Annotated in this window: 24 protein-coding genes; 9 read left to right on the forward strand and 15 right to left on the reverse strand. The window is 31.3% G+C overall.

Annotation, left to right across the window (positions count from 1 at the left end; genetic code table 11):
- The first annotated feature begins 79 nt into the window (after positions 1-79).
- Genes mutL through P3875_RS06180 form a run of 4 tightly spaced genes read left to right on the forward strand, consistent with a single transcriptional unit; the run spans position 80 to position 4,637 of the window.
- Entirely contained in the window at positions 80-2,023 is a 1,944-nt protein-coding gene (mutL, locus tag P3875_RS06165; RefSeq protein ID WP_303445402.1) for a DNA mismatch repair endonuclease MutL, read from the forward strand.
- The gene (locus tag P3875_RS06170) at positions 2,023-2,778 is read left to right on the forward strand and encodes a rhomboid family intramembrane serine protease (protein ID WP_303443070.1); all 756 of its coding nucleotides are present in this window, start codon (positions 2,023-2,025) and stop codon (positions 2,776-2,778) included. The genes mutL and P3875_RS06170 overlap by 1 nt, the downstream gene beginning before the upstream one ends.
- Positions 2,779-2,815: 37 nt before the next feature.
- Positions 2,816-3,589: a rhomboid family intramembrane serine protease gene (locus tag P3875_RS06175; protein ID WP_303443071.1), complete on the forward strand. Its 774-nt coding sequence runs from the start codon at positions 2,816-2,818 to the stop codon at positions 3,587-3,589.
- A 4-nt stretch (positions 3,590-3,593) separates the two neighbouring features.
- Positions 3,594-4,637, forward strand: coding sequence for an endonuclease/exonuclease/phosphatase family protein (locus P3875_RS06180; protein ID WP_303443072.1), 1,044 nt, complete (start codon positions 3,594-3,596; stop codon positions 4,635-4,637).
- Between the two features lie 19 nt (positions 4,638-4,656).
- Here the strand turns inward: P3875_RS06180 and P3875_RS06185 are convergent, their stop codons facing one another.
- The 9 genes from P3875_RS06185 to bshC all read right to left on the reverse strand — a co-directional run bounded on the left by P3875_RS06185 (position 4,657) and on the right by bshC (position 13,053).
- On the reverse strand, positions 4,657-5,103 hold the full coding sequence (locus tag P3875_RS06185) for a lipocalin family protein (protein ID WP_303443073.1): 447 nt from the start codon (positions 5,101-5,103) through the stop codon (positions 4,657-4,659).
- 57 nt (positions 5,104-5,160) lie between these two features.
- On the reverse strand, positions 5,161-5,787 hold the full coding sequence (locus P3875_RS06190) for a WbqC family protein (RefSeq protein WP_303443074.1): 627 nt from the start codon (positions 5,785-5,787) through the stop codon (positions 5,161-5,163).
- On the reverse strand, positions 5,787-7,358 hold the full coding sequence (gene lepB / locus P3875_RS06195) for a signal peptidase I (RefSeq protein ID WP_303443075.1): 1,572 nt from the start codon (positions 7,356-7,358) through the stop codon (positions 5,787-5,789). Before lepB ends, P3875_RS06190 begins: the two co-directional genes overlap by 1 nt.
- Positions 7,359-7,398: 40 nt before the next feature.
- Positions 7,399-8,100: a 4-hydroxy-tetrahydrodipicolinate reductase gene (gene dapB / locus P3875_RS06200; protein WP_303443076.1), complete on the reverse strand. Its 702-nt coding sequence runs from the start codon at positions 8,098-8,100 to the stop codon at positions 7,399-7,401.
- Positions 8,101-8,123: 23 nt separating this feature from the next.
- A complete protein-coding gene (locus P3875_RS06205) occupies positions 8,124-8,651 on the reverse strand; it encodes a DUF5683 domain-containing protein (protein WP_303443077.1) in 528 nt (175 codons plus the stop codon).
- Positions 8,652-8,695: 44 nt separating this feature from the next.
- Positions 8,696-9,598: a ParB/RepB/Spo0J family partition protein gene (locus P3875_RS06210; protein ID WP_303443078.1), complete on the reverse strand. Its 903-nt coding sequence runs from the start codon at positions 9,596-9,598 to the stop codon at positions 8,696-8,698.
- A gap of 2 nt (positions 9,599-9,600) precedes the next feature.
- Positions 9,601-10,371 (reverse strand): ParA family protein, encoded by a 771-nt coding sequence (locus P3875_RS06215; RefSeq protein WP_303443079.1) that lies wholly within the window; start codon positions 10,369-10,371, stop codon positions 9,601-9,603.
- A gap of 134 nt (positions 10,372-10,505) precedes the next feature.
- Positions 10,506-11,387: an SDR family oxidoreductase gene (locus tag P3875_RS06220; RefSeq protein ID WP_303443080.1), complete on the reverse strand. Its 882-nt coding sequence runs from the start codon at positions 11,385-11,387 to the stop codon at positions 10,506-10,508.
- Positions 11,388-11,469: 82 nt separating this feature from the next.
- On the reverse strand, positions 11,470-13,053 hold the full coding sequence (gene bshC / locus P3875_RS06225) for a bacillithiol biosynthesis cysteine-adding enzyme BshC (RefSeq protein WP_303443081.1): 1,584 nt from the start codon (positions 13,051-13,053) through the stop codon (positions 11,470-11,472).
- A gap of 151 nt (positions 13,054-13,204) precedes the next feature.
- Between bshC and P3875_RS06230 the strand changes: the two genes are divergently transcribed.
- Complete coding sequence (locus P3875_RS06230) at positions 13,205-15,403, forward strand: B12-binding domain-containing radical SAM protein (RefSeq protein WP_303443082.1); 2,199 nt, start codon at positions 13,205-13,207, stop codon at positions 15,401-15,403.
- Between the two features lie 4 nt (positions 15,404-15,407).
- Here the strand turns inward: P3875_RS06230 and P3875_RS06235 are convergent, their stop codons facing one another.
- Positions 15,408-15,914, reverse strand: a complete 507-nt coding sequence (locus P3875_RS06235; RefSeq protein WP_303443083.1) for an FUSC family protein — start codon at positions 15,912-15,914, stop codon at positions 15,408-15,410.
- A gap of 132 nt (positions 15,915-16,046) precedes the next feature.
- On the opposite strand from P3875_RS06235, the gene P3875_RS06240 reads away from it, so the two are divergent.
- A complete protein-coding gene (locus tag P3875_RS06240; RefSeq protein WP_303443084.1) occupies positions 16,047-16,586 on the forward strand; it encodes an RNA methyltransferase in 540 nt (179 codons plus the stop codon).
- Positions 16,587-16,615: 29 nt separating this feature from the next.
- Here the strand turns inward: P3875_RS06240 and folK are convergent, their stop codons facing one another.
- Positions 16,616-17,764 (reverse strand): 2-amino-4-hydroxy-6-hydroxymethyldihydropteridine diphosphokinase, encoded by a 1,149-nt coding sequence (gene folK, locus P3875_RS06245; RefSeq protein WP_303443085.1) that lies wholly within the window; start codon positions 17,762-17,764, stop codon positions 16,616-16,618.
- Between the two features lie 111 nt (positions 17,765-17,875).
- Between folK and sppA the strand changes: the two genes are divergently transcribed.
- Positions 17,876-19,651 (forward strand): signal peptide peptidase SppA, encoded by a 1,776-nt coding sequence (gene sppA, locus P3875_RS06250; RefSeq protein ID WP_303443086.1) that lies wholly within the window; start codon positions 17,876-17,878, stop codon positions 19,649-19,651.
- 54 nt (positions 19,652-19,705) lie between these two features.
- Here sppA and P3875_RS06255 read toward each other — a convergent pair whose 3' ends face one another.
- Positions 19,706-20,521 (reverse strand): lysophospholipid acyltransferase family protein, encoded by an 816-nt coding sequence (locus P3875_RS06255; RefSeq protein WP_303443088.1) that lies wholly within the window; start codon positions 20,519-20,521, stop codon positions 19,706-19,708.
- Between the two features lie 110 nt (positions 20,522-20,631).
- Complete coding sequence (locus tag P3875_RS06260) at positions 20,632-21,270, reverse strand: NUDIX hydrolase (protein WP_303443089.1); 639 nt, start codon at positions 21,268-21,270, stop codon at positions 20,632-20,634.
- Between the two features lie 27 nt (positions 21,271-21,297).
- On the opposite strand from P3875_RS06260, the gene P3875_RS06265 reads away from it, so the two are divergent.
- Positions 21,298-21,744, forward strand: a complete 447-nt coding sequence (locus tag P3875_RS06265) for a DUF4268 domain-containing protein (RefSeq protein ID WP_303443090.1) — start codon at positions 21,298-21,300, stop codon at positions 21,742-21,744.
- A gap of 150 nt (positions 21,745-21,894) precedes the next feature.
- Positions 21,895-23,637, forward strand: coding sequence for a hypothetical protein (locus tag P3875_RS06270; RefSeq protein WP_303443092.1), 1,743 nt, complete (start codon positions 21,895-21,897; stop codon positions 23,635-23,637).
- A gap of 39 nt (positions 23,638-23,676) precedes the next feature.
- On the opposite strand, the gene P3875_RS06275 is transcribed toward P3875_RS06270, so the two are convergent.
- Both P3875_RS06275 and P3875_RS06280 read right to left on the reverse strand, forming a co-directional pair.
- Positions 23,677-24,849: a GlmU family protein gene (locus P3875_RS06275; RefSeq protein ID WP_303443093.1), complete on the reverse strand. Its 1,173-nt coding sequence runs from the start codon at positions 24,847-24,849 to the stop codon at positions 23,677-23,679.
- Positions 24,850-25,002: 153 nt separating this feature from the next.
- Positions 25,003-26,031 carry a peptide-N-glycosidase F-related protein gene (locus P3875_RS06280; RefSeq protein WP_303443094.1) on the reverse strand — a complete coding sequence of 343 codons (1,029 nt, stop codon included), beginning with the start codon at positions 26,029-26,031 and terminating at the stop codon, positions 25,003-25,005.
- Positions 26,032-26,102: the final 71 nt, after the last annotated feature.

Consider the following 26,102-nt stretch of genomic DNA (forward strand, 5'->3'; position numbering starts at 1 on the left):
TTTAAGTAAAGGGCAATGGTAAGTAAAATACCACATAAAATTGTATTTTTGTAAATCATTAAAAAATAAGTAAAAATACATGTCAAGCGTTATACGTTTATTGCCCGATCACGTTGCCAACCAAATTGCCGCTGGCGAAGTGGTACAACGCCCCGCATCGGTAGTTAAAGAATTACTTGAAAATGCAGTAGATGCAGGTGCAACTGCTATTAAACTGGTAATTAAAGATGCCGGTAAAACGCTTATACAAGTAATTGATAACGGCAAAGGAATGAACGAAATTGATGCGCGTATGTGTTTTGAACGTCATGCTACATCTAAAATTTCTATAGCCGAAGATTTATTTCAGCTACAAACCAAAGGGTTTCGTGGCGAAGCACTTGCATCAATTGCTGCAATTGCACACGTAGAACTTAAAACAAAAGAACACCGCGCCGAACTTGGTACGCAAGTAATTATTGAAGGCAGTAAAATTATTTCGCAAGAAATGGCTGTTGTTCCAAGCGGTACATCGTTTTCGGTTAAAAATTTGTTTTTTAATATTCCTGCCCGAAGAAACTTCTTAAAATCTGATCAAGTAGAATTACGTCATGTAATTGATGAGTTTGAACGTGTAGCTTTGGCACATCCCAACATTCAGTTTACATGTATCAATAACGGTAGTGAAATGTTTAACCTACCTTCATCGAACATTCGTCAGCGTATTGTAAACGTTTTTGGTGGTAAAACCAATGAAAAACTAGTGCCTGTTCAAGAAACTACCGAAATTGTTGAAATTAATGGCTTTGTTGCTAAACCCGAATTTGCTAAAAAAAGTAGGGGCGAGCAGTTTTTCTTTGTAAACGATCGATTTATTAAAAGTGGATATTTACACCATGCGGTAACCGCTGCTTTTGAAGGTTTGTTGAAAGATGGTACGCATCCAAGTTACTTTTTGTATTTAAATTTGCCTCCAAACAGTATTGATATAAACATTCACCCAACCAAAACCGAGATTAAGTTTGACGATGAACAAGCGTTATATGCTATTTTAAGAGCAACTATAAAACACAGTTTAGGTCAGTTTAATGTTGCGCCAGTGCTTGATTTTCATAAAGATAGCGATTTAGATGTGCCTTATAGTTACGAAGGAACCCAATCGGTTGAGCCCACTGTTGAGGTTGATGCATTTTACAATCCGTTTGAAAGTATGAAAGCCAGCAACAATTTGGCACAACAAATGGGTTCTGGTTTTAATCCGTTTGAAACCGTTAAGCAAAAGTCGTTTAATGGAGGCGGTGGTTCATTTGGCAGCAATCAATCATTTCAAGATAAAAAACAACATAAATCAGGCGGTTGGGAAACGTTGTATGAAGGTATTTCCGATGCAAAGGAAATCATTCTTACATCGGCAAATCATCAAATCGATGAAGAAATTATAACCGGTTCCTTATTTGATGATGATACACCACAGGCTGCAAATCATCAAAAATCATATCAATTTCAAAAAAAATACATTATTAGCCCAATAAAATCGGGCATGATAATTATTGATCAACGCCGTGCACATCAACGTATTTTATACGAACATTATTTACATTCGTTAGCAGTTAAGCAAAATGCAAGTCAGCAATTGCTTTTTCCTTTATCGTTGTATTATACGGCTTATGAACTAGATTTGTTACGTAATATTCAACAACAACTGCTGCAAATGGGATTTTTATTTGATGAAATATCAAAAGAAAAAATTGTAATTTTAGGTATTCCTGTTTCGATAACCGAAAGCGAGGTTTCAATTGTTTTGGAAGATTTATTAAATGATTTACAAGACGATGTACCTAATGAAACAGATGTTTTAAACGACCGTATTGCAAAATCGTTAGCACAAAGTTTAGCAATTAAAACGGGAACATATTTAACCGAAAAAGAACAAGAACATATAGTAAACAGTTTGTTTGGCTGTGAAAATTCGCAAACATCGCCCTTTGGCAAAACTACTTTTATTACCATGAAAGTAGAAGATATCGATAAAAAATTTATGTAATGAATCAGATAACTCCTGTGGTTAAACAATTATTAATTGTTAACGTAATAATATTTTTAGCGGCATATTTTTTTGTGCCAATTTTAAATGTTTATTTTCCTTTGTACTACATCGAAAATCCAAGTTTTAAAATTTGGCAACCAATAACGCACATGTTTATGCATGGTGGCATTATGCACATATTGTTTAATATGTTTGCATTATTTTCATTTGGGTCGGTTTTAGAGCAAATTTGGGGTGGAAAAAAATTCTTTATTTTTTATGTTTTATGTGGTTTAGGAGCAGCATTATTGCATACGGCAGTAAATTATTGGCAGTTTCATGAAACATTTAATACACTAACTGCAAATGGGTTTAATGGTAATGAGATTTTAAACTTAACTGCTCAAAACAGTTACGATAACAGATGGTTGTCTTTTGTAAACATGCAAGATTTAGCAACCATGCAACAAACCTATTTTTCAAGAGCAGTAGGTGCTTCGGGGGCTATTTACGGTTTGTTAGTAGCGTTTGCTTTTATGTTTCCTAATGCAGGTTTAGCATTAATTTTTGTACCTGTGCCCATAAAAGCAAAATATTTTGTACCTGCTTTATTACTTTACGATTTATTTTCTGGTTTTAGTGGAAGTTCTATTTTTGGATTAGGTGGTGGTGTTGCCCATTTTGCACATGTTGGTGGTGCAATTATAGGTTTCATTTTAATGTGGATTTGGAAGAAAAAACAGTTCGACCAATATCGTTGGGATAAACAATAATGTGTATTTAAGGAGTTGAGATATGAGGAATATTAATTTGAAAAATATTTCAATTGAAATTAAGTTAATTGCTGTAATTTCTTTTTTCAGTTGTTTGTTTTTGCTTTTAAAAGTTGCCAATTCTGCTTTGTATATAAATATACTTAAGCAACTGGCGTTATTTAGCAATTTTAAAGTTTTTAATTTCCGTATTTGGCAGTTTATAACATACAGCTTTATACATGCCGATTTATTGCATTTGGTTTTTAATATGTTTATGCTATATTTGTTTAGCATGTTGTTTTTTACATTTTTTAATAAAAAACAGTTTTTAAAAGCCTTTTTTTTAGGAGGTATTGCTGCAGGAGTGTTTTATTTTCTAATTGCAACGGTTTTTAATATAAATACATTTGTAGTAGGTGCATCGGGTGCAATTATGGCTGTTTTTTTTACAGTTGTAGGTTACAACCCTAAAATGCGGGTCCATTTAATTATTTTTGGAAATATAGCAATATTTTACATTGCAATTGCGTTTCTTGTGTTTGATGTTTTACAATTGTTTTTTGCAAATGCAGGCGGACATTTAGCACACATTGGGGGCAGTTTGTTTGGGTTTTGTTACGGTAAATTTTTAGGTGGATTTATTCATTTTCCTTCAAAAGTTAAATCACAATCAAAACTAAAAACAGTTCATAAAAAGCAACAACTTTCTAAATTTAGTAACGAAACTGATATACAATCGCAAGTTGATACTATTTTAGATAAAATTAGCAAATCGGGATACGAAAGTTTAACAGCTGCCGAAAAAGAATTTTTGTTTAAACAAAAATAACACTATGAAACAATTAAAATGGTTTAATAAAATAGCTTTTATTTTAAATATTCTGTTGGTTATACTAACATTATTGGGCTTTTTATTGCCGTATATGGCGCCAAAATTGTTTCCTTTTTTATCGGTTCTAACGCTTATTTTACCCACATTACTTATGCTTAATTTGGTTTGTGTGTTGTATTGGACCGTGCAATTTAAAAAGCAAGTTCTACTTTCGGTTGTTGTTTTTTTAATTGGATATACCTTTTTTACTAAATTTTATAAATTTTCGGCTACAAATGATGAAGTAGTTGAATCTGATTTTACTGTTTTAAGCTATAATGTTAGACTTTTTAACCTTTTTAATTGGTTGCCTAACGAAAACGTGCCCGAAAATATTAAACGTTTTATTGAAGAACACAATCCAGATATTATTTGTTTTCAAGAGTATTCTAAATCGGCAGATTATCAATTAGACGATTATAAATTTAGACATATCACGATGCACGGAAAAAAAATTAAAACCGGGCAAGCCATTTTTTCTAAATTTAGAATAATTGATGAAGGTGAAATTGCTTTGCCAAATTCAGATAACAATGTGGTATATGCCGATGTCGTTAAAAATAAAGATACTATTCGTGTGTATAGTATTCATTTACAATCTGTTAATATTAGCCCGGATATTAACGAAATTAATGAAAGTAAATCAAAACGAATTTTTAATAGATTAAGCGAAGCTTTTAAGGTGCAACAATTACAATCTGAATTGATACAAGCACATATGGAAGACTTTAAAGGTCACAAGCTAATTTGTGGCGATATGAACAATACTGCCTTTTCATACGTTTATAAAAATATAATTGGCGATATGAACGATGCATTTGTTGAAGCAGGTAAAGGTTTTGGACAAACGTATAACTACAAATACTACCCAGCACGCATTGACTATATTTTGGTTGATGATGTTTTTGAAGTAAAAGAGTTTAAAACGTTTAATAATTTTAAAAACTCAGATCATTTTCCAATTATGGCGCGATTGAACATGAAGAATAAAAAAACGGATAACTAATTTGTTACCCGTTTTTGTTTTATCTTTTTAAATAAGCATAAACTTCAGTACCAGTTGGTAGTGTTGTACCATCATCAGATATTAACTTTACTTTTAAATCAGTAGCTGTTAAAGATACCACTTGGAAAACTATAGTATAATTATCATCAGAATCAATTAAAGTCATGTATTTGTTAGACTCATTATAAGTCCAAGTTCCAGGCCAATTTTCTGTAGCGCAATCGCTTGCTTCGTCATGGTAAACTTCATCTTTAACACCGCCTGCTTTTAAATCATAATAATCATAACTACAAGTTCCAGGTTTTAAATCTTCCGTTGTTTTTTCACCGTTCTCTATATATTCAGCGGATACTAAATTCCATTTTCCAGCAACTGTTACTTCTGGAGTTGTTGTTGTGTTATCATCATCTTTACAACTAATTAAAGTTAAAGAAAGCATTGCCGAAAGTGCTATCATTTTTTTCATAAGTAAATATTTATAAATTTTTGTAAAGATAGTTTTATAAATGAAAAAAGATTTCAATTAGAAATCTTTTTTTATAATTTTTTCATTTTTTAAATAATCAACTGCGTGTCTTCCTTCGTTAAAAAGTAAATCTAAAATACTTAAATTATTTAAAAAACCGTGTTTATCGTTGAAAACTTGGGTATAAGTTTCAAACATATTTTCGTCCTTTTTACCGTTTGCTAAATATCTAAAATCGGTTAAAGATGTTTGTTTAAAATATTCTTTTGTTTTAGTAAATGGTAGTTCAATACCTAAACAATCGGTTACTATTTCATGAATTTGAAAATTTAAATCCATTAAAAAAGTCTGTTTCTTTTCAAATAATGGTCTAATATCGTCTTCAAAATACTCAAAATAAGGTGATGTTCTGTAAGCAGCTTCTAACGACTTAAAATGTTGTTTTTGCCAATTAAAATCGTTTTCAATTTTAACATCTCGGTATTTTTGATGTAGTTCGTCTTTGCTGTGTTTAACGGGTATGTTTAATAACTGCAAACCGTTTGCACTGTAAATGTACATACGGTTGCGGTTTGTTTGTTTTTGAAAATTGTCATCTGCTTCAAAGGTTATGGAATTTGCTTGTACCATTGCCACAAAATGACTTATCGATGGAAAATAAGTAGGATGTAATAAAATATCCATTAATAATTGTATTTTTTTGTTTTACGTTTTTTAATAAAACTATAAACTCCCCAACCTAACATAGCTACCACAAAATAAATAAAGAATGAATGTGGTTTACCTGTTCCGTGTACTGTTGTAAATAGGCGTTCCCAACGAATTTTATCAAACAATTTACCAAGTGGCACGTTAGGATCTAAACTCATCCAAATAAAAACGGGTTTACCAACAATGTGATTAGCAGGTACAAAACCCCAGTAACGACTGTCTTCAGAATTATGACGGTTGTCGCCCATCATATAGTAATAATCTTGTTGAATAGTGTATGTAGTAACTGGTTTGTTGTTAATAAAAAATTTACCGTCTTTTTCTTCTAATTTATTCTTTTCGTAATCGGTAATAATAGCTTTATAAAAAGGCAACGTTTCATTGTTTAATTGAACCACTTCGCCTTTTGCAGGAATATGGATTGGACCTAAATTATCACGATTCCAAGGTTTATTGTGTGGAAATATTGCCAGTTTATTATTGATGTTAAATTCGGAACCATGACTCATATCTTTTTCTATACTTGCAACAGATGATAATGTTTTCATATCTTTTAAAGCCTCATCTGTCAATGCTAAATAAAAAATATTTGGATTTTGAGGGTTTTGACCACCATCTGTAATATGATGTTTTTGAATTAAATTTATTAATCCAGAATTATCTCCTTTGGTGGTGACAGTATAAGTGTATTGAATTTTAGCGCGATCGCCTAAATCAAGTACTTTATTATTAATGTAAACTACACCGTTTTTAATTTCTAAATTATCGCCTGGTAATCCAACGGTACGTTTAACGTAATTCGATTTTTTATCAACAGGTTTATCTGCTCTTCTTCCTGAACGATCAAAGAATTGATATACCGTATCAACAGGCCAGTTAAAAACCATAATGTCGTTGTGAGCAGGTTTTTGAAAGCCAGGGAAACGCATTTCTGGTATTTGAGGAAATTTGCTGTACGATTTTACACCAGCAACTGGAATGGTATCGTGCACCATGGGGAAAGCAATTGCTGTTTGCGGCACGCGTGCACCGTAATTTACTTTACTAACAAATAAAAAGTCGCCAACTAATAACGTTTTTTCTAACGATGAAGTAGGAATGGTAAAAGGTTGTATAAAAAAGGTGTGAATAATAGTTGCAACTACTACCGCAAATAATATAGAACTAACCGTTTCACCAGCTTCGGTTTTGGGTTTAATGCTTCGGTTTTGTATATAGGTAACGTTTTCAAAATAGTTTACATAATAAACGTAAAATCCTAAAGTTACAACACCTAAAATGGTATCAACCAAACTGTTTTTTCCATAACTGCGTAAGGTTTCTACCCATACAACCGGAAACATAATTATGTTTACAATTGGTATAAATAGTAAAATAACCCACCATTTTGGGCGGTTTATTATTTGCATTAAAACAATTGCATTGTAAACGGGTACAGCAGCTTGCCATGCTTTTTTACCTGCTTTTACATATAATTTCCAAGTGCCCAAAAAGTGAATTACTTGAACAGCCAGAAAAAAAAGGAACCATTGTGTAAATGTCATAACCTAAATATTTTTATCTAAAGTACTTTTTTTTGATTAATTAACCTAAATTCAACACATCTTTCATTGTAAAAATGCCTTTTTTGCCAACTATCCATTCAGCAGCAACAACAGCACCTAAAGCAAAGCCTTGACGCGAAAATGCGGTGTGTTTAATTTCAATTTCATCTACAGTTGACTTGTAAAAAACACTGTGCGTACCAGGTACATCGGCAATGCGTTTGGCATCAATGTAAATTTCGTTTTCATTAGCAGTCTCCATTGTCCATTTTTCGTAATTGGTTTGATTTATAATACCTTCTGCTAATGAAATGGCTGTACCGCTTGGTGCATCTAATTTTTGAGTATGATGAATTTCTTCCATTGATACATTATACTCTTTAATGTTAGCCATTAATTTTGCTAAATAAGCATTCAATTCAAAAAATAAATTTACGCCCACACTAAAATTCGATCCGTATAAAAAGGCACCGTTTTTTTGGTTGCATAAAGCTACCATATCGTTATAATGCTCTAACCAACCAGTTGTGCCTGAAACTACAGGAATATTTGTATTAAAACATGTGCTAATGTTTTCTGGTGCAACAGCAGGTATACTAAAATCTATGGCAACATCGGCATTTTCTAAGCCGGTAAAATCGTTAAATTCGGTTTTCTTTAAAACTATTTCATGGCCACGTTCTAAAGCAATTTTTTCAATTTCTTTACCCATTTTGCCGTAACCTAGTAATGCTATTTTCATTTGTTTGTAATTATTAATAACGTTTAAAAGCGATAGCTTACATTTACGTTAAATTGATTTTTATTTGTGATAGGATTGTAATCTAAAACTGGTTTAAAAGTAAGGTCTTCATCAACATTAAATTGTTGTAAATGCGCATCAACATTAGCATCTACAATATTTAAAATGTACAAACCAATGGTTATAAATAGCGATAAATCGCGGTTGCGTTGTGCGTTGCGCTGTACCGTTACTAACTGGTCTTTTGTGTAACTGCCTACTTTTGGGTTGTTGGTACTTTCTATACCGCGCAAACGCAATTTGTATTCATCGCGTGCACGAGTGTAAGCTTGTTGGTTGTTAAAATAAAAGTACAAACTAGTACCCATACCACCATAAACCAAAGGTATTTTCCAATAGCTTTTATTGTAATATTGCCCTAAACCAGGTAAAATACTTGAATAAAATGCAGCTTTTGATGGTGCCAAAGGATCTAACGCTTGCTGATTTAATTTAGCTGGTAGTGTTTGTAAACGAAGCATTTGTAGCGAATCGGTTTGAGCAAACGCCATGCCGTTTAAAAAAAATAAAGCAAGTATAAATAATTTAGTTCGCACTATTTTTTTAATAATTTAATGATTCGATCTAAATCTTCGGCTGAGTGAAATGGAACGTTAATTAATCCTTTGCCATTTGCAGCAATTTTTACATCAACTTTTGCACCAAAGAAATCGGTAAAAATTTTACGTTGCGAGTCAGAAATCGTATACGAAATTTTTTTCTTTTTAGTAGAACTTTCTTTCGATGAAACACCTTCTTGATATTCTTTAACCAAAGCTTCCGTTTCGCGTACCGATAAATTTTCTTTTATAATTTTATGGTAAATGTTGGTTTGCGCTTCATGGTCTTCAATATTGATAATTGCGCGTCCATGACCCATCGAAATAAATCCATCGCGAATGCCACTTTGAATAATTGGATCTAAACGCAACAAACGCAAATAGTTTGTAATGGTTGAACGTTTTTTACCCACACGATCGCTCATTTGCTCTTGTGTAAGCTGAATTTCATCAATTAAACGTTGGTACGACATAGCAATTTCAATAGGATCTAAATCGTGGCGTTGAATATTTTCAACCAAAGCCATTACCAATGAATCATTGTCGTTTGCAATACGAATATATGCTGGAATAGTTTGTAAACCTGCTAATTTTGAAGCACGTAAACGACGCTCACCTGATATTAATTCGTATTTATTAAATTCTAATTTACGAACAGTAATAGGTTGTATTACACCTAATTCTTTAATAGATGTAGCAAGTTCTTTTAAGGTATCTTCGTTAAAATTTGTTCTTGGCTGAAAAGGGTTTACCGAAATAGCTTCTAATTCTAATTCAATAATATTTCCTACAACTTTATCTGCGTTATTATCATCAATAGATTGAATATCGTTTGTTGGATCTTTTAAAAGTGCCGATAATCCACGCCCCATTGCTTGTCTTTTTACTGCTTTTGCCATGGTTAATTAGTTGTGTTTTTTTGAATGATTTCTTGAGCTAAACTTAAATAATTAGTTGCGCCTTTACTAGCCGCGTCGTAATTAATAATACTTTCACCAAAAGAAGGCGCTTCGCTTAACTTAACATTACGCTGAATAACGGTATCAAAAACCATATCGTTAAAGTGTTTTTGTACTTCATCTACCACTTGGTTTGATAAGCGTAAACGCGAATCGTACATGGTTAATAACAAGCCTTCGATATCTAAATTTTGATTGTGAATTTTTTGAACACTTTTAATAGTATTCAATAATTTTCCTAAACCTTCTAATGCAAAATATTCGCATTGAATAGGTATAACAACAGAATCTGCAGCAGTTAATGCATTTAATGTTAGTAAACCTAACGATGGTGCACAATCTATAATAATATAATCGTATTGATCTTTAATTGGTGCTAATGCTTGTTTAAGCATGTATTCGCGGTTTTCTTTATCAACTAATTCAATTTCTATAGCTACTAAATCGATATGCGCCGGAATTAAAGATACATTTGGTGCCGTACATTCCATAGCAACTTCTTGCGGTGTAACGGTATGTTCTAAAATTTGATAAGTTCCTGCTTCAACCGATTCTACATCAATTCCCAAACCAGAAGTGGCATTTGCCTGTGGATCGGCATCAATTAATAATACTTTTTTTTCTAATGCACCTAACGATGCAGCTAAATTAACAGAAGTGGTTGTTTTTCCTACACCACCTTTTTGATTGGCTATAGCAATGATTTTACCCATTTTTTTCTACAAAATTTGAAGTGTAAAAATACAATTAATTATCTTAACTAAAAATGCTATTTTAATTTATAATTTGTTTTGATTAAAAAACAACCCCCAACAGCCAATTAATCAGGGTGGGGGCATTTAAAAAATTATTTATTTCCTTTTGATTTTATCATCTGCTCTAACATATCCCAAAGTTCTTTTGGAATGTTTTCAAGCATGTTAAATTCGCCTGCGCCTTGTAGCCATTCGCCACCGTCAATAGTAACTACTTCACCATTAATGTATTGTGAAAAATCGGAAACCAAATAAGCTGCTAAATTGGCTAATTCTTGATGATCACCTACGCGTCGTAAAGGTACTTGTTTGGTTATATCAAAAGTATCTTTTAAATCGCCAGGTAACAAACGATCCCATGCGCCTTTTGTAGGGAAAGGTCCTGGCGCTATAGCGTTCATACGTATACCATATTTTGCCCATTCTACCGCTAAACTTCGCGTCATAGCTAATACACCTGCTTTGGCAGTAGCACTTGGTACCACGTATCCCGACCCTGTCCAAGCATAGGTTGTAACAATGTTTAAAACCGTTTTGTTTTTTTCGCCTTTTTCAATCCAATATTTTCCTAATGCAAGTGTGCAGTTTTTGCTGCCTTTTAAAACAATATCAATAATGGTGTCAAACGCATTTGCCGATAAACGTTCGGTAGGCGATATAAAATTACCTGCAGCATTGTTTACTAAAACATCTACTTTACCAAAGTTGTTTAAAACTTGTTGTAACATGTTTTCAACTTGGTCGTAATGGCGCACATCGCAGGCAATTGGTAAACAAGTTCCGCCGGTTTGTTGTTCTAATTCGCTAGCGGTGTTTTTTAATTTTTCAATATCGCGCGATGTAATGGCAACTTTTGCGCCCAATTCTAAAAAATAAGTAGTCATGGCTTTGCCTAAACCGCTGCCGCCGCCAGTTACAATTATAACTTTATTGGTTAACGCATCGTTGCGTAACATTTTTTGTGAATAGTCCATATTTTAAAAGTTGGTTGATTTGTAAATATACAAAAAAACTATGCACGCATATTATTTGTTTTATTGAATGAACATTTTTTAATTACAAAACGATCACTGCGTAATTTTGATTCAACGGATTTAAGTTTTTAAGTAAAACCGATATTAAATCGGTACCAAATTCTTTGTAAAAGGTAGCAAAATTATCAACCCGTTCTTGTAAATTGTTATTAGGAAACAGCGCAATTTTTAAAGCTACCATTTGTTCAATAGTTTCTTTGTTTTTTATGCCTTCTGCTTTATAAAAACGCTTTTCTAAAGTTTCTAAACCTTTTAATTGTTTGGCTTCTTGGGCTTTTACTGCACCAATAAATGATGGGTTTGTTTTTTTTGTTAATTGCCAAAGTTGTGAAAATTGGTCTTTTAAAAATTGTTTTTGTTGATTAAAATCAAAATGCTTTTCAGCCAATTCGTACGTTTTTTTCTGTACAAATTCATTCGTTTTTAAAAACAACTCTTCCCAAGTAAGATTCAATTTTTCACGTTTTTGATTTTGTTTTTGAGTTGCTAATAGAACCGAATTTCGCAATAAAAGCATTGGGAATGTAATATTATGCAGTGTAAATACCTCTTTCAATTCTAACCAATATGCCAATTCACCCCCTCCGCCAATGTAACATAAATTAGGTAAAATAACTTCTTGATACAATGGACGCAAAATTACATTAGGACTAAATTTTTCAGGGTTTGTTTCAACTAGATTTAAAATTTCAGCTTTAGTAAATTGCAACGTTGTATTTAAAACTTTATAAACATTGTCTTCAAAAACGATGCGTTCGCGTAAGTTATTTTCAATATAAAATAAATTAATTTCACGTGGATTTACTTGAATAGTATATTCTTTTAGTATGTCAAAACTTTTTTCAACTTCTTTAATTGCCGAATGGTTTTTTAGTTCTTCTTTTATATGTTGAACAAAAAGTTGTTTAAGCGCTGTATCATCTCCATCAATAATTACCAAACCTTCGTTTCCAAATAATTCATTTGCCAAATAACGGGTAGCATCGGCTAAATTGTTGTGTTTAAGATAAGCGTTTTCAAATAAATTGTTTAAAAAAGTAGCATTTGTACCTAAGCCTGAATGGTTTTTAAACGATTGATATACAGGGTTTAATTGTTCTGTTTTTAATCTGCCAACGGGTCCAGAAACATTTTCATTCCACTGAAATTTCATTCGGTTAAAATTAAAGTAATTAATTTCATCAAAATCATGGTCTTCAGTAGCCATCCAATATACCGGAACAAAATTAAAATTTGGATAAGCCTTTTTAAGTTCTTTACACAAATTTATGGTTGATATAATTTTGTATAGAAAATAAAGTGGTCCTGTAAATAAATTTAATTGATGCCCAGTAACTACCGTAAAAGTATTACTGTTTTTTAGTTGCTCAATATTGCCTTGTGTGGCTGTGGTTACCGTAAAATTTTTATATTGCTTTTGTAAGCTTTCAACTACAACATTTCTATTTAAATCTGAAAAATTATCTTGCTTTTCTATAATTTGCTCTTCAAAGTTTTCTAAGGTAGGAAAACGATTGTATAATGTATCTAATCGATTATTTTTCGCTAAATAATCAATCATTAAATCAGAGAAATAGCCGGTTTGTTCGTACGGTATTTGGTACATTAGTCTTATTTTTTTCAAAAATACTAAATAATTAAAAACGATGTGTTTCTGTAAATTATAAATTAATGGTAAAAAACGTTCTAAATTTATCCAAACTAAAAAGTGTATTAAACAATAAGTAAATTGTATTTTTGCTGAAATTTTGCAAGGTTTGGAAACACAAATTTTACTTATAACCCCACCATTTACCCAACTAAACACACCATATCCAGGAACTGTTTATTTAAAAGGTTTTTTAAATACTAAAAATATTTTAAGTTATCAGGCCGATTTAGGTATCGAAGTAATTTTAGACTTATTTAGTAAGCAAGGGTTAACCGATTTGTTTGCATATATTGAAGGGAAAAATCAGGTTTTAAACGAAAATTCGCAACGAATTGTAGCTTTAAAAAATAGTTACATTTATAGTATTGATGCAGTTATACAGTTTTTGCAAAGTAAAAATCCAACACTTGCGAATGCAATTGTTCAAGACGATTTTTTGCCACAAGCCAGTCGGTTTTCACAACTTGATGCGTTAGATTGGGCTTTTGGTTCAATGGGTTTTCAAGATCAAGCCAAACACTTAGCAACTTTATATTTAGAAGATTTAGCCGATTTAATTATTGATACTGTTGATGAAGATTTTGGTTTTAGTAGATACGCTGAACGCCTAGGTAGATCTGCTAATTCATTTGATCAGTTATATAAAAAAATAACCGATGAGCCTACGTATATCGATCAAATTACCTTAAAAAAAATAGATGCGCTTGTACAAAAAACAAACCCCAAAATAATTGGTTTTTCAGTTCCATTTCCAGGGAATTTATACAGTGCTTTTCGATGTGCACAACATATAAAAAAACAATATCCGTATATTAAAACGGTTATGGGCGGTGGTTTTCCTAATACTGAATTAAGGTCGATTAATGATGTTCGCGTTTTTAATTTCTTTGATTTTATAAATTTAGACGATGGTGAAGCTCCAACTGAACAACTGATTCGTTTTGTAAACGGAGAAATTTCTGTAAACGATTTAAAACGCACTTTTTTATTAAAAAATGAAGAAGTTGTTTTTATAAATAATCCGCTTATAAAAGACTATAAACAAAAAGAAATTGGTTGCCCCGATTATACTGATATCGATTTATCGCAATACATTTCTGTAATAGAGGTAGTTAACCCAATGCACCGTTTGTGGAGCGATGGCCGTTGGAATAAATTAACAATGGCACATGGATGTTATTGGGGAAAATGTACGTTTTGTGATATATCATTAGATTATATAAAAATTTACGAACCAATTGCGGCTAAAGAAATCGTGGATCGTATGGAACAGTTAATTAAAACAACAAATTCTAACGGTTTTCATTTTGTAGATGAAGCTGCACCACCTGCTTTAATGCGCGAAGTTGCTTTAGAAATTTTAAAACGCAATTTAACTGTTTCGTGGTGGACAAATATTAGATTTGAAAAAAGTTTTACTTATGATTTATGCCGATTGTTAAAAGCGTCGGGTTGTATTGCAGTTTCAGGTGGGCTAGAGGTAGCATCGGACAGGCTGTTGCAATTAATTGATAAAGGTGTTACCGTTGAACAAGTTGCTTTAGTAAACCGTAATTTTACACAAGCAGGTATCATGGTGCATGCGTATTTAATGTATGGTTTTCCTACCCAAACGGCGCAAGAAACAATTGATTCGTTAGAAATGGTACGACAAATGTTTGAAATTGGAATTATGCAATCGGGCTTTTGGCATCAATTTGCTATGACAGCTCACAGTCCAATTGGTTTAGATCCCGAAGCTTTTAATGTAATAAACTTATCTACACAAAAAGGATCTTTTGCAAATAACGATTTACAGCATAAAGAAAAATCAGGTGCCGTACATGATAAGTTTTCATTTGGTTTAAAAAAATCGTTATATAATTACATGCATGGTTTGTGTTTTGATTACGATTTGCAAGATTGGTTTGAATTTAAAATACCTAAAACTAAAATTGCCCCTAATTATATTTCAAACGTTTTGGAAAACGAAACATTTCCTGTTTATAAATCAAATCAAAAAGTTGTATGGTTGGGTACAATTCCAAGAATACAACATTTTACAAAAACAAAAAAAGGAAAGGTTTTTGAAAAAGCAATGATTGAAGTGCATGGTAAAAGTACTTTTTTACAAGTTGAAGTTGATAAAGAAATAGGTGAGTGGTTTGTTGATTTTATTAATGATTTAAAAGCTAATGCAAAAGAAACAACCAGTTACCAACAGCTAAAAAATTCTTTTGAAATGGTAACTGAACAAGATTTTGAACCTTTTTTGTTTTCTAAGCAAGGGCAACAAATTTGCGATTTTGGTTTGTTGATTATTTAAATTGTTATTGAATTTTGTAAACTTTTCTAAGTTTTTGAATTAAAACTGATGTTAAAATAGTAACAGCAAGTCCAACAAAACATCCAAAAGTTACTGTGGCAAATCTAAAAATAGGAGCAACAGTTTCACCCAATGTATGCGATTGCAGCATAATTATTAAAAAAGCTACAATTGCTACACGACTCATATTCATTACCTTAAAAAGGTAACATATAATAATTGTTATTACAATGCCTAAAATTAAAACGTACATATTGGTTGCATGTACTAAATGGCATAAAAGCCCAACAATTGAACCAATAAAATTAGATCGTACCCTTTCAATGGTAAGTTTTAAAGAGTCTTTACCTTCGGGAGAAATCACTAAAATAATAGAAAGAAGTGTCCAGAAAAGTTCCATTTTTGGATACTGAAGCATTAAAAGATATCCAACCAAAAAACCCAACACACACCTAAACGTGTAAATAATTATTTGCGATGAAAGTATGTGTTTTAAAATAGCTAAGGGCATAAAATTTTTTTAAGCTGCAAAATTAAAAGCAGTACAATTTATTTAAAAGAATTTTTTTGCTTTTTTTTGTAAACAATTGTATTAAAAAATACTTCAGTTTTAAATAACTACATTTATAATTTAAATTTTAAAATGAAAAAATTAATCTTAGACGATCTAAATCGAAAAAATATAGAAGAATTTAAACAAGCAACCAAAACCCCAATTATAGTTGTTTTAGACGATGTTAGAAGTTTACATAACATTGGGTCGTTTTTTAGAACATGCGATGCCTTTTTAATTGAAAAAATATATTTATGTGGTATTACTGCAACGCCACCTAATAAAGAAATTCATAAAACGGCACTTGGCGCAACCGAAACTGTTGATTGGGAGTATGAAAAAGATGTAGTTGCTTTGGTTGAACAATTAAAAGCCGATAACATAAAAATTATATCGTTAGAACAGGTTGAAGGTTCTGTAATGTTACATGATTTTTTACCTGAAAATAATACAAAATACGCTTTGTTTTTTGGTAACGAAGTAAAAGGCGTTAACCAACAAGTGATTAATTTAAGTGATTTTGTGGTTGAAATTCCACAGTTAGGTACCAAACATTCTTTAAATGTTTCAGTTAGTGGCGGTATTGTTATATGGGATGTGTTCCAAAAATTACAACAATTAAGTGAATAGTAATTAAAGCATACAAACGTTTATCAACATTACCTATTGGCAACAGCTAAAATTTTGTTATTAATTTGTTCTAAAATAAATAAATAATCGGCATGGTTATCAACAAAATTTTTATTGGTAACATCAATTATCAAAATGTTTTCTTTAGGTAATGTTTTAATAAAGTTGCTATAACTTTGAGTAATTTGATCTAAGTAAGTTGCTTTAATGTTTTCTTCGAAAGATCTGCCTCTTTTCTTAATGTTTTTTAGTAAATTTTCAGTGTTTTGATATAAAAAAACATAAATATCGGGCTTTTTAATTTCTTTATACATAACATCAAAAATGCTTCTATATAATAACATTTCATCGTTTTGCAGGGTAACTTGAGCAAAAATTAATGATTTATAAATAAAATAATCGGCTACAATTAAATCTTTAAATAAATCAAACGAATCTAAATGTTGATTAAGCTGAGAATAACGATCTGCTAAGAACGACATTTCCAAAGGAAAAGCAAAACGTTCTTCATCTTTATAAAATTTGGGTAAAAAAGGATTGTCGTTAAAGCGTTCTAAAATAGTTTTTCCGTTAAAATCTTCAGCAATTTTTTTACTCAAAGTTGTTTTTCCTGAACCAATGTTTCCTTCAATTACCAAAAAATTTAAGTGTTGAAAATTTAAACCGTTTTTAGGTAACTCTATAGCATCTACCTTTTTAATTTGTGAATCGTCGGTACAACTAGTTAGTAAATCTGCAGTGTTTTTATGTAAAATAGGGTGTTGCCAATCTAATTGTAAATCATTTAACGGCACTAACACAAATTTACGATTTTGCATTTCCCTGTGAGGAATATGTAAATGCGGTTCGTTAATTACTGCATCGTTGTAATAAATAATATCAATATCTACTGTTCGGGCTTCATAGGTTAAAACTGTTTTTGTTGTTCTACCTAAATTTTTTTCTATTTCTTTTAAAGCAATTAATAAATCTTGTGCCGATAAATGGCTATGTATTACAATGCACATATTGTAAAACGGATAACTATTAAAACCCCACGAGGGTGTTTCATAAATTGCCGAAACTTGTGTAACTAATCCTAAGGTGTTGTTTATTAGATTTATAGCGTTTTGTAAATGCTGTTTTTTATCACCTAAATTACTACCTAAGGCTAAAACTATTTTATTATATATGTGCATTTTACAAAAATAGCGATTGTTTTAAATTTTAAAACTAAAAATAATGACCATTTTTTTGTAACAATTTTAAAAATTACATACTAATGTTTAAAAGCTTAAAAAAGTATACACATGAATTTTATAAAAAATGTACTGGCAACCTTTGTAGGAATTATTTTGTTCTGCATGATGTCGTTCTTCTTAATTTTAATTATAGGAGTAATTGCATCGGCAGGTAGTTCGTCCTACGCATCAAAAACCATTAAAAATAATTCGGTTATAAAATTAGATTTAGCCGACGTTTCAAATGATTATGGTGGAAGTGTTTTTATTAAGGAATTTGAATACAACGAAACCAATAACGACGGTTTAATTAACGTTTTACAAGCAATTGAATACGCAAAAAGCGATGATAAAATTAAAGGTATTTCTATAGAAAATAATTACAGCAGCCTTGGTTTAACACAACGAAAAGCTATTGTTGAGCAACTTGAAAACTTTAAAAAAACAGGAAAATTTGTTGTTGCTTACGCCGATAATTATTCTCAAGGCGAATATTACTTAGCATCGGTTGCAGATACAGTTTATATGAACCCAATGGGAAGTATTGATTTTAAAGGTTTGGCTTCAGAGGTTTTGTATATGAAAGATTTGCAAGAGAAAACCGGTATTCAAATGGAAGTAATTCGTCATGGCAAATATAAAAGTGCTGTTGAGCCCTTTTTACAACAAAATATGAGCGTTGAAAACCGCGAACAGTTAACCGTTCTATTAAATTCTATTTGGGAATCTTTTGTTGGCGATGTATCAAAAAACAGAAACATACCAGTTGAAACCCTAAACAATGTTGCAACAAATTTAAATGCGCGAAATGCTAATTTGGCTTTAAGCAATAAGTTAATTGATAAAATTGCTTACCTAGATCAATACCACAGCGGAATTAAAAAAGCTTTGCAATTAAAAGCAGATGAAGATATTAACGAAGTTGAAATTTTAGATTATATAAATCAAATTGATTTAAAATTAAAAAAGATTTCTGCAAAAGACCAAATTGCTGTAATTTTTGCTCAAGGCGAAATTCAATCGGGCGAAGGTAGTGTAAATACTATTGGAGAAAAGTCAATTAATCGTGCTTTAAAAGAAGCTAGATCAAACGATAAAATTAAAGCTGTAGTTTTACGTGTTAATTCTCCAGGTGGTAGCGCATTAACTTCTGACATTATTTGGCGCGAAATTGAATTAACTAAAAAGGTAAAACCAGTAATTGTTTCAATGGGCGATGTAGCTGCATCGGGTGGTTATTACATTGCTTGTAATGCCAACAAAATTTTTGCTGAACCAAATACAATAACAGGCTCTATTGGAGTTTTTGGAATGATTCCGAACTTTAAAAAAGTAGCTGATAAATATGGTGTAAATGCAGAAACTGTTAAAACCCATGAAAACGCAAATGGATACAGTGTTTTTGAAGATATGACACCTAAGTACCGTGAAACCGTAACAGAAAGTATTGAAATTATTTACGATACGTTTATATCGCGTGTTGCTGAAGGTAGAAAAATGGATAAAACTAAAGTTGACGAAATAGCACAAGGTAGAGTTTGGACTGGAACTATGGCTAAACAGCTTGGTTTAGTTGATGAATTAGGTAATTTAGACGACGCAATCACCTATGCAGCAAAACTTGTAAAAACTAACGATTATAAAGTTAGTTTATATCCAGAGTACGAAATTGAAGTAGCAGATATGTTCCGTAAGTTTTTAGGAATGTCGGTTTCAACAGTAGGGCAAGATGCTATTAAAAAAGAAATTGGTACCGAAAATTATCAATTATTACAGCGCATGAATTACTTGAAACAATCACAAGGTGTTCAAGCAATGTTGCCTTATCATTTAAATATCAATTAATTTAATGTTTACATAGTTTTTTAAAAGCTTCTAAATTTTTTTTAGAAGCTTTTTTTAATAATCAAACGGAAATTGGCGTTCTTTATTAAGTTTTATATCGTTTTCTATTATTTCAGCAGGAATAACCTTTAAAAACGAAGGGTGTTGTTCTATAGCAAATTCAATTTTTTCAACAATATCATCTATAGATTCGTTGTCATAATCAATTACCAAAGGTTCTTTTATTGTAAAAGATTGTAAAATACCTTTCTTTTTAAGCCAAAGTCCTTTTTTATCAAACGATCTTCTAAAACCATCAATTACAATAGGTACAACAATAGGTTTGTGTTCTTTAATAATATGTGCAGTACCTTTACGTACCGGCTTAAACGATTTTGTAGTACCTTGCGGAAACGTTATCACCCAACCGTCATTTAAAGCTTTTTTAATATTTTCGGTATCATTTGGGTTAACAGCTTTTTTTTCAGTAACATCTTTTCCTTTTTCGCGCCAAGTACGTTCCACGGTAATAGCGCCGGTGTAACTCATAATTCGTGGCAACAAGCCAGCTTGCATAGTTTCTTTTGCACTTACATAATAAATGTTCATTTTAGGATTCCAAATGTAAAATACGTTTTTAATAGTATCAACTCGTCCCTTTAAACTTGCATTAAAAACATGAAACATAGCAACCACATCGGCAAAATAAGTTTGGTGGTTTGATATAAATAAAACGTTTGTTTCGGGTAAATTTTTTATAATTTCCGAACCATCAATTACTAATTCATTAAAACCACGATAGCGTTTGTGGGTTAAAAAACCAAAAACACGAATCAACCATTTTTTAATGAATAAAATATTGCCAAACGGATCTTTTTTAAATAATTGCATAGGTTTGTTTAAAAAGCAAATATAGTATTTTTTAAAGGCTTATTTTGCTAAAATAAATCTAATTAAAATCTGTTTTTGGTTGATAATTGGAGTGTAAATATTAATTTTAATTAAAAAGCTGCTTTAAGAGTTTCTTTTATTTCGCTTAAAATCATTGCTGTAGCTCCCCAAACTATATGGTTTTCAATTACAAAAGCAGGCACTAAAATATTGGTTGCGTAAGAAGTGCTCATTTCAACATTTTGTACAAGTGCATCGTTAAGTAAATCGGCAATAGGTAATTCAATTACAGCGCTTACTTCATCGGGTTGTAAAACAAAATGAGGTTTTTTTTGGGTAATTCCCATGAACGATGATACCATAAAGTTGCTTGGTGGTATGTAAATATCGCTCCATTGTTTTAAAATTTCAATTTCTGCAACATTTATTCCAACTTCTTCGTTGGCTTCACGCAAGGCAGTTTCCATGAGATTTTTGTCGGTTAATTCTTTTTTTCCACCCGGAAAAGCAATTTGGGATGAATGCACACCCGGGTATGATGAACGAACAATTAATAGCAAATGTGCAGTATTGTTTTTGGGGTAAAACAAACTTAAAACAGCCGATGCTCTAGGATTTTTTGTAGAATAATCGTAATTTTGAAGATATTGAACACGCTCTAAAGGCGCCATTTTTAAATGGGCGTCTAAAGCAAATAAGGGTTGTGCTACCACAACATCTAATTTATGTAAAAAATGTTCAAATTGCATGATTAAAAAATATATTAAAGATACGAAATGTTTAGTAAAGAAGAGGCGTTACAATTAAAAAAAGATTTTTGGACAGGTTTTGCCAATGAATATCCGCGTAAATGGTTGTTGCACAACACTAAAATTAAAGATGTTACTTTTAAATTTTTTGTTGATAATAAAACAGCTCAAATTGCCTTAGAAATTGAACCAAAAGAGGATGAAAAACGCAAAATTTATTTTGAAAAAGTAGAGTCTTTAAAAACTATTTTGCTTGATGAATATCTTGAAGATGCTATTTTTGAACGAAACTTTTACTTGCCTAACGGTAAATTAATTAGTAGAATTTGGGTTGATATAAACCAAAAGGTTAGTGTTAATAACAAAGCTACTTGGCCAATTATTTATGATTTTTTTGCTGAAAAAATGACTAGTTTTGAGCTTTTCTTTTACGAATATGAAGATTATATTAAAGATTTAGAAATTAACACCTAAGTGTTTTTTTAATTTAAAAAAAATAACTACTTTAATTTTTTTTAAATCAATTTGGTAAAGTATTTCATTTTTTCGCTACTATTCTGCATTTTATGCTATAACTCGTCTTTTTCACAAGTTAAAGACAGTATCAATACAACCCGTGAACAAATGGATAGAATTGAAGCGCTTTCTAAAAAAGGAAAATTTACCAAGCAATTACATAAACTTATCTTTAAAAAAAAGCCAAGTAATATAAATACTAAGGTTCAGGCGGTTAAACAAAAGGATATAGATTATAACTTTGAAAATTTTCAAGGAAAAACTATTCGTAAAATAAACATTGTTACCTATGATCCGTTTGGTTTTTCTATTTACGATTCAACGCGAGTTCCCAAAAAAACAGTTGAAAAAATAGGAAACAAGCTGCATTTAAAAACAAAAAAGTTTACTGTAAGAAGTTTATTACTTATAAAGCCAAATCAACAATTAGATTCTTTAAAGGTTAAAGAATCTGAGCGTTTATTGCGTACGCAACGCTTTATTCGTAGGGTTTCTGTAAAACCAGTTGCTATTGCAAACAATGCAGATTCTGTTGATGTTGAAATTAAAGTTCTTGATTCGTGGAGTTGGTACCCTACAGGTTCTTTATCAACTTCAAGCGGAAGATTAACGTTAACAAATCGGAATTTTGCTGGTTTAGGGCATTATTATTCTAATCAATACCGTACCCGATATAACGAAGGTAAACATGCGTATCGATCTCAATATCAAATAAATAATATAGGGCAAACATTTATTGACGCTGGCGTTTTTTATAATTTAGATCTTTTTGAAAATACTACCAAACAAGTCTATGCATCGCGGAGGTTTTTTACTCCAATGACTAGATTCGCTGGCGGTTTTACACTTTTGCAAAATGTATTTAAAGATTCGGTTCCTAATACAGAAGGCATAAATAAATACCAAAACTTTAAATGGAATGATTTAGATTTATGGGTTGGTCATTCAAAACCTTTGTATTATAGGTTTAATAATTTACACAAAGTGCAAACCAATTTGGTAACTTCGTTTAGGTATTTTTCTAGAAATTACACGCAAAGCCCTTCACAAGCCTATGATCCCATAAATTTTTATTCCAATCAAAAATTATATTTAGCTTCTTTTGGGTTGGCTTCGTTAAATTATATTCAAGACCGTTATATTTTTTATTATGATGTAATTGAAGATATAGCTGTTGGTAAAACGTTTATGTTAACTACTGGTTTTCAACAAAAAAACAATAGCACAAGACCTTACGTTGGTGCTAAATTTTCAATGGGTAAATATACCAATTCAGGGTATTTTGGAGGTGAACTGCAATGGGGAACTTTTTTTAATAACAATTGTGCAGAAGAAGGGGTTTTAAGAATAGAAGGTTTGTATTTTTCTAAATTATATTATTTAGGTAAATGGCGATTTAGGCATTTTTTTAATCCAGAAATTGTAGTTGGATTAAAGCGTTTAGATTACGCAAAAGATAAAATTAGCCTTAATGGAACTTATGGTATTGATGGTTTTGATAGTTACGAATTAAGTGGAACCAAAAAAGTACTTTTAAATTTTCAGGTTCAAAGCTATGCACCTTATCAAGTTTTTGGGTTTAGATTTAGTCCTTTTTTATGTACTTCGTTAGGATTTTTGGGTGATGAAAGTAACAAATTTGTGTCAAACCAAATGTATAGTAAAATAGGTTTAGGAATTATGATTAGCAATGATTACTTGGTTTTTAATAATTTTCAACTAACCTTGGCTTTTTATCCAAATATTCCTGGGAATGGAAAAAATATTTTAAAAACTAATAATTTACGTAATACAAATTTTGATTTACAACAATTTAACTACGGTAAGCCTGAATTAGTTCCATATAATTAAAAAACCGTCTAAATTTTAAATTTAGACGGTTTTTTAAATTTATTTTTGCCACTCTTTAGTTTCGTTAAAAACATGAGTAAGAATATCTTCATCATGCGCAGAAAATTCAACATTTCTTCTACTCATCACAATTTTTGCTGTTTCAAAAGCTTTTTTTGGAAGATATGCTTGCGTTCCTTGTGCACCGCCCCATGTAAAATTAGGAATGTAATTGCGAGGAAAACCAGCACCAAAAATATTTGCCGAAACCCCAATTACAGTACCTGTATTAAACATGGTATTAATACCACACTTACTATGATCGCCCATCATTAAGCCGCAAAATTGTAAGCCTGTACTTTCAAAACGTTCTAAATCATAGTTCCAAAGTTTAACTACTTCATAATTGTTTTTTAGGTTTGAATTGTTACTATCGGCACCAATATTGCACCATTCACCTAATACCGCATTTCCTAAAAAGCCATCGTGCCCTTTGTTTGAATATGCAAATAAAACCGAATTGTTAATTTCACCACCTACACGGCAATGTGGGCCAACGGTAGTTGCACCATAAATTTTTGTAGCTAATTTAACTTGCGCATCTTCACATAATGCAAATGGCCCTCGTATAACCGAACCTTCCATTATTTCGGCATTTTTACCAATATAAATTGGGCCAGTTTGTGCATTTAAAGTACAAAAATTTAAAACAGCGCCTTCTTCAATAAAAATATTTTCGGCACCTAAAACATTTACAGTTGAAGGTATTGGTTGTGATTTACGTTCTTGTGTTAACAATTCAAAATCGTCACGTATTGCTTGGTCATTTTTTTGAAAAATATCCCATGTATGTTCAATTTGCATACAATCTGCTTCTAATTCCAAAAGCTCATATTTATCAAAATCAATTTCATCTTGTGTATCTTTTGTAAAAAAAGCAACAATTTCTTCGTTTAATGTTATTGCTTGATTTGGTTGTAGGAATTGAATCATTTCAACTAAAATATCATTTGGACAAAATGATGCGTTAATCAATATGTTTTCTTCCATTTCAACCATTGGATATTTTTCAGATAAATATTCTTCGGTTATTGTTGTTGTAGTTGTTCCTAAATATTTTTCCCATTTTTCACGAATTGTTAAAATGCCAACTCTAATATCGGCTACTGGTCGTGTAAATGTAAAAGGTAGTAACGCATTACGTACACTGCCATCGTATAATATGTAGTTCATTTTTTTAATGTTTATTGGTATAAAGTTACAAAGTTTTTTTACAACTGCTAATTTTTATAAACTGCTATTTTTTTAATTGCAATTAAATTAAAATACGCAAAAAACGAGCACTTTTTAAATAAGAAGTGCTCGTTTTTTATAAAAAGTAAAAATTTAATTAATCGTTGGTTTTTCTATAGCTGAATTACTTTTAACAACTACAAATGTAGAAATGGCATAAAACGCATTTCCGTTTCCGTTATCGTTTGTCCAATTTTCAAAAACATATTCAAAGTCAAATGCGCTTCCAAATAAACTTTTTTGAATATTGTTAAAGCGTGCAGGAACAACCATTCCAGGACACCAGCCAGCGCGATCGGGTTTCCAGTTACCTGGTGCTTGGTTATTTATTGGGTTTTGTGCGCAACCCAATGCATTAAGTTCATGTGCAAAAGTTTGCGACCCGTTAATGTTAATATGGTGTGTACGGTAGCACCATTCTGCACAACCGCGTCCGCCATTATCATTTGGTGTTGCATGACCCCATCCAGAAATGGTGGTTCTAAAATAAGCAACTTCTGCAGCAGCAGGTATAGTAATTTGTTTTGTTAAATCAAATTTATCGGTATCAAATGTTTTTCCGTAAGGAACTCCGTCTATTGATGATTTGTTGTATTGAAAAACAGGAATTACTGCAGAGTATTTATAATCAGGTGTACCTTCAGTAAAATCGAATTCTACGCTGTATTTTCTACCTTTTGCTAACCAAGTTTCTGTATAAATTTTCAATTCAGTAGCACCCGAAAGTATCGATTTAAAATCAGTAACATCCACTTCATAACCACGTTCTAATTTTTCGTTACCAACCCAATACGGGTTAATAAATCTACCAATTTCGTACCAAACACCTGTAGTTTTGTCTTTAGCGTATACGTTTGCGTATCTATCCCATTCATCACATTCTTTATTCGGACAAATATCTTTAATAAACATTTTTATGGTTTTTACATTTTCTAAATTCGTTGGAAATGTAAAGGTACCTTCAGCACTTTGTGATAGTCCGTCGCCAAAAGCAACTTTAATATTATCAAATGTTTTCACTGTAGTTACCTTTGGTTGGTTTTCGGTAGTTGGTTTATCGTCTTCTTTACACGATACCATTCCTATCGATGCAATTAAAAGCAGGGTAATAATTTTTTTCATTTGTTATTTTGTTAATTATATGTAAATATAAAATAAAGTTTTATGAAAATGTAAACTAATTTTACATTTTA

Origin of the sequence: Myroides sp. JBRI-B21084 (genome assembly GCF_030545015.1) — a bacterium.
GTDB lineage: Bacteria > Bacteroidota > Bacteroidia > Flavobacteriales > Flavobacteriaceae > Flavobacterium.

Coding starts and splice junctions, on each gene's coding strand:
- mutL (WP_303445402.1), top strand. CDS start 80: ATGTCAAGCGTTATACGTTTATTGCCCGATCACGTTGCCAACCAAATT.
- P3875_RS06170 (WP_303443070.1), top strand. CDS start 2,023: ATGAATCAGATAACTCCTGTGGTTAAACAATTATTAATTGTTAACGTA.
- P3875_RS06180 (WP_303443072.1), top strand. CDS start 3,594: ATGAAACAATTAAAATGGTTTAATAAAATAGCTTTTATTTTAAATATT.
- P3875_RS06185 (WP_303443073.1), bottom strand. CDS start 5,103: ATGAAAAAAATGATAGCACTTTCGGCAATGCTTTCTTTAACTTTAATT.
- P3875_RS06190 (WP_303443074.1), bottom strand. CDS start 5,787: ATGGATATTTTATTACATCCTACTTATTTTCCATCGATAAGTCATTTT.
- lepB (WP_303443075.1), bottom strand. CDS start 7,358: ATGACATTTACACAATGGTTCCTTTTTTTTCTGGCTGTTCAAGTAATT.
- dapB (WP_303443076.1), bottom strand. CDS start 8,100: ATGAAAATAGCATTACTAGGTTACGGCAAAATGGGTAAAGAAATTGAA.
- P3875_RS06205 (WP_303443077.1), bottom strand. CDS start 8,651: ATGGCGTTTGCTCAAACCGATTCGCTACAAATGCTTCGTTTACAAACA.
- P3875_RS06210 (WP_303443078.1), bottom strand. CDS start 9,598: ATGGCAAAAGCAGTAAAAAGACAAGCAATGGGGCGTGGATTATCGGCA.
- P3875_RS06215 (WP_303443079.1), bottom strand. CDS start 10,371: ATGGGTAAAATCATTGCTATAGCCAATCAAAAAGGTGGTGTAGGAAAA.
- P3875_RS06220 (WP_303443080.1), bottom strand. CDS start 11,387: ATGGACTATTCACAAAAAATGTTACGCAACGATGCGTTAACCAATAAA.
- bshC (WP_303443081.1), bottom strand. CDS start 13,053: ATGTACCAAATACCGTACGAACAAACCGGCTATTTCTCTGATTTAATG.
- P3875_RS06235 (WP_303443083.1), bottom strand. CDS start 15,914: ATGCCCTTAGCTATTTTAAAACACATACTTTCATCGCAAATAATTATT.
- P3875_RS06240 (WP_303443084.1), top strand. CDS start 16,047: ATGAAAAAATTAATCTTAGACGATCTAAATCGAAAAAATATAGAAGAA.
- folK (WP_303443085.1), bottom strand. CDS start 17,764: ATGCACATATATAATAAAATAGTTTTAGCCTTAGGTAGTAATTTAGGT.
- sppA (WP_303443086.1), top strand. CDS start 17,876: ATGAATTTTATAAAAAATGTACTGGCAACCTTTGTAGGAATTATTTTG.
- P3875_RS06255 (WP_303443088.1), bottom strand. CDS start 20,521: ATGCAATTATTTAAAAAAGATCCGTTTGGCAATATTTTATTCATTAAA.
- P3875_RS06260 (WP_303443089.1), bottom strand. CDS start 21,270: ATGCAATTTGAACATTTTTTACATAAATTAGATGTTGTGGTAGCACAA.
- P3875_RS06265 (WP_303443090.1), top strand. CDS start 21,298: ATGTTTAGTAAAGAAGAGGCGTTACAATTAAAAAAAGATTTTTGGACA.
- P3875_RS06270 (WP_303443092.1), top strand. CDS start 21,895: ATGGATAGAATTGAAGCGCTTTCTAAAAAAGGAAAATTTACCAAGCAA.
- P3875_RS06275 (WP_303443093.1), bottom strand. CDS start 24,849: ATGAACTACATATTATACGATGGCAGTGTACGTAATGCGTTACTACCT.
- P3875_RS06280 (WP_303443094.1), bottom strand. CDS start 26,031: ATGAAAAAAATTATTACCCTGCTTTTAATTGCATCGATAGGAATGGTA.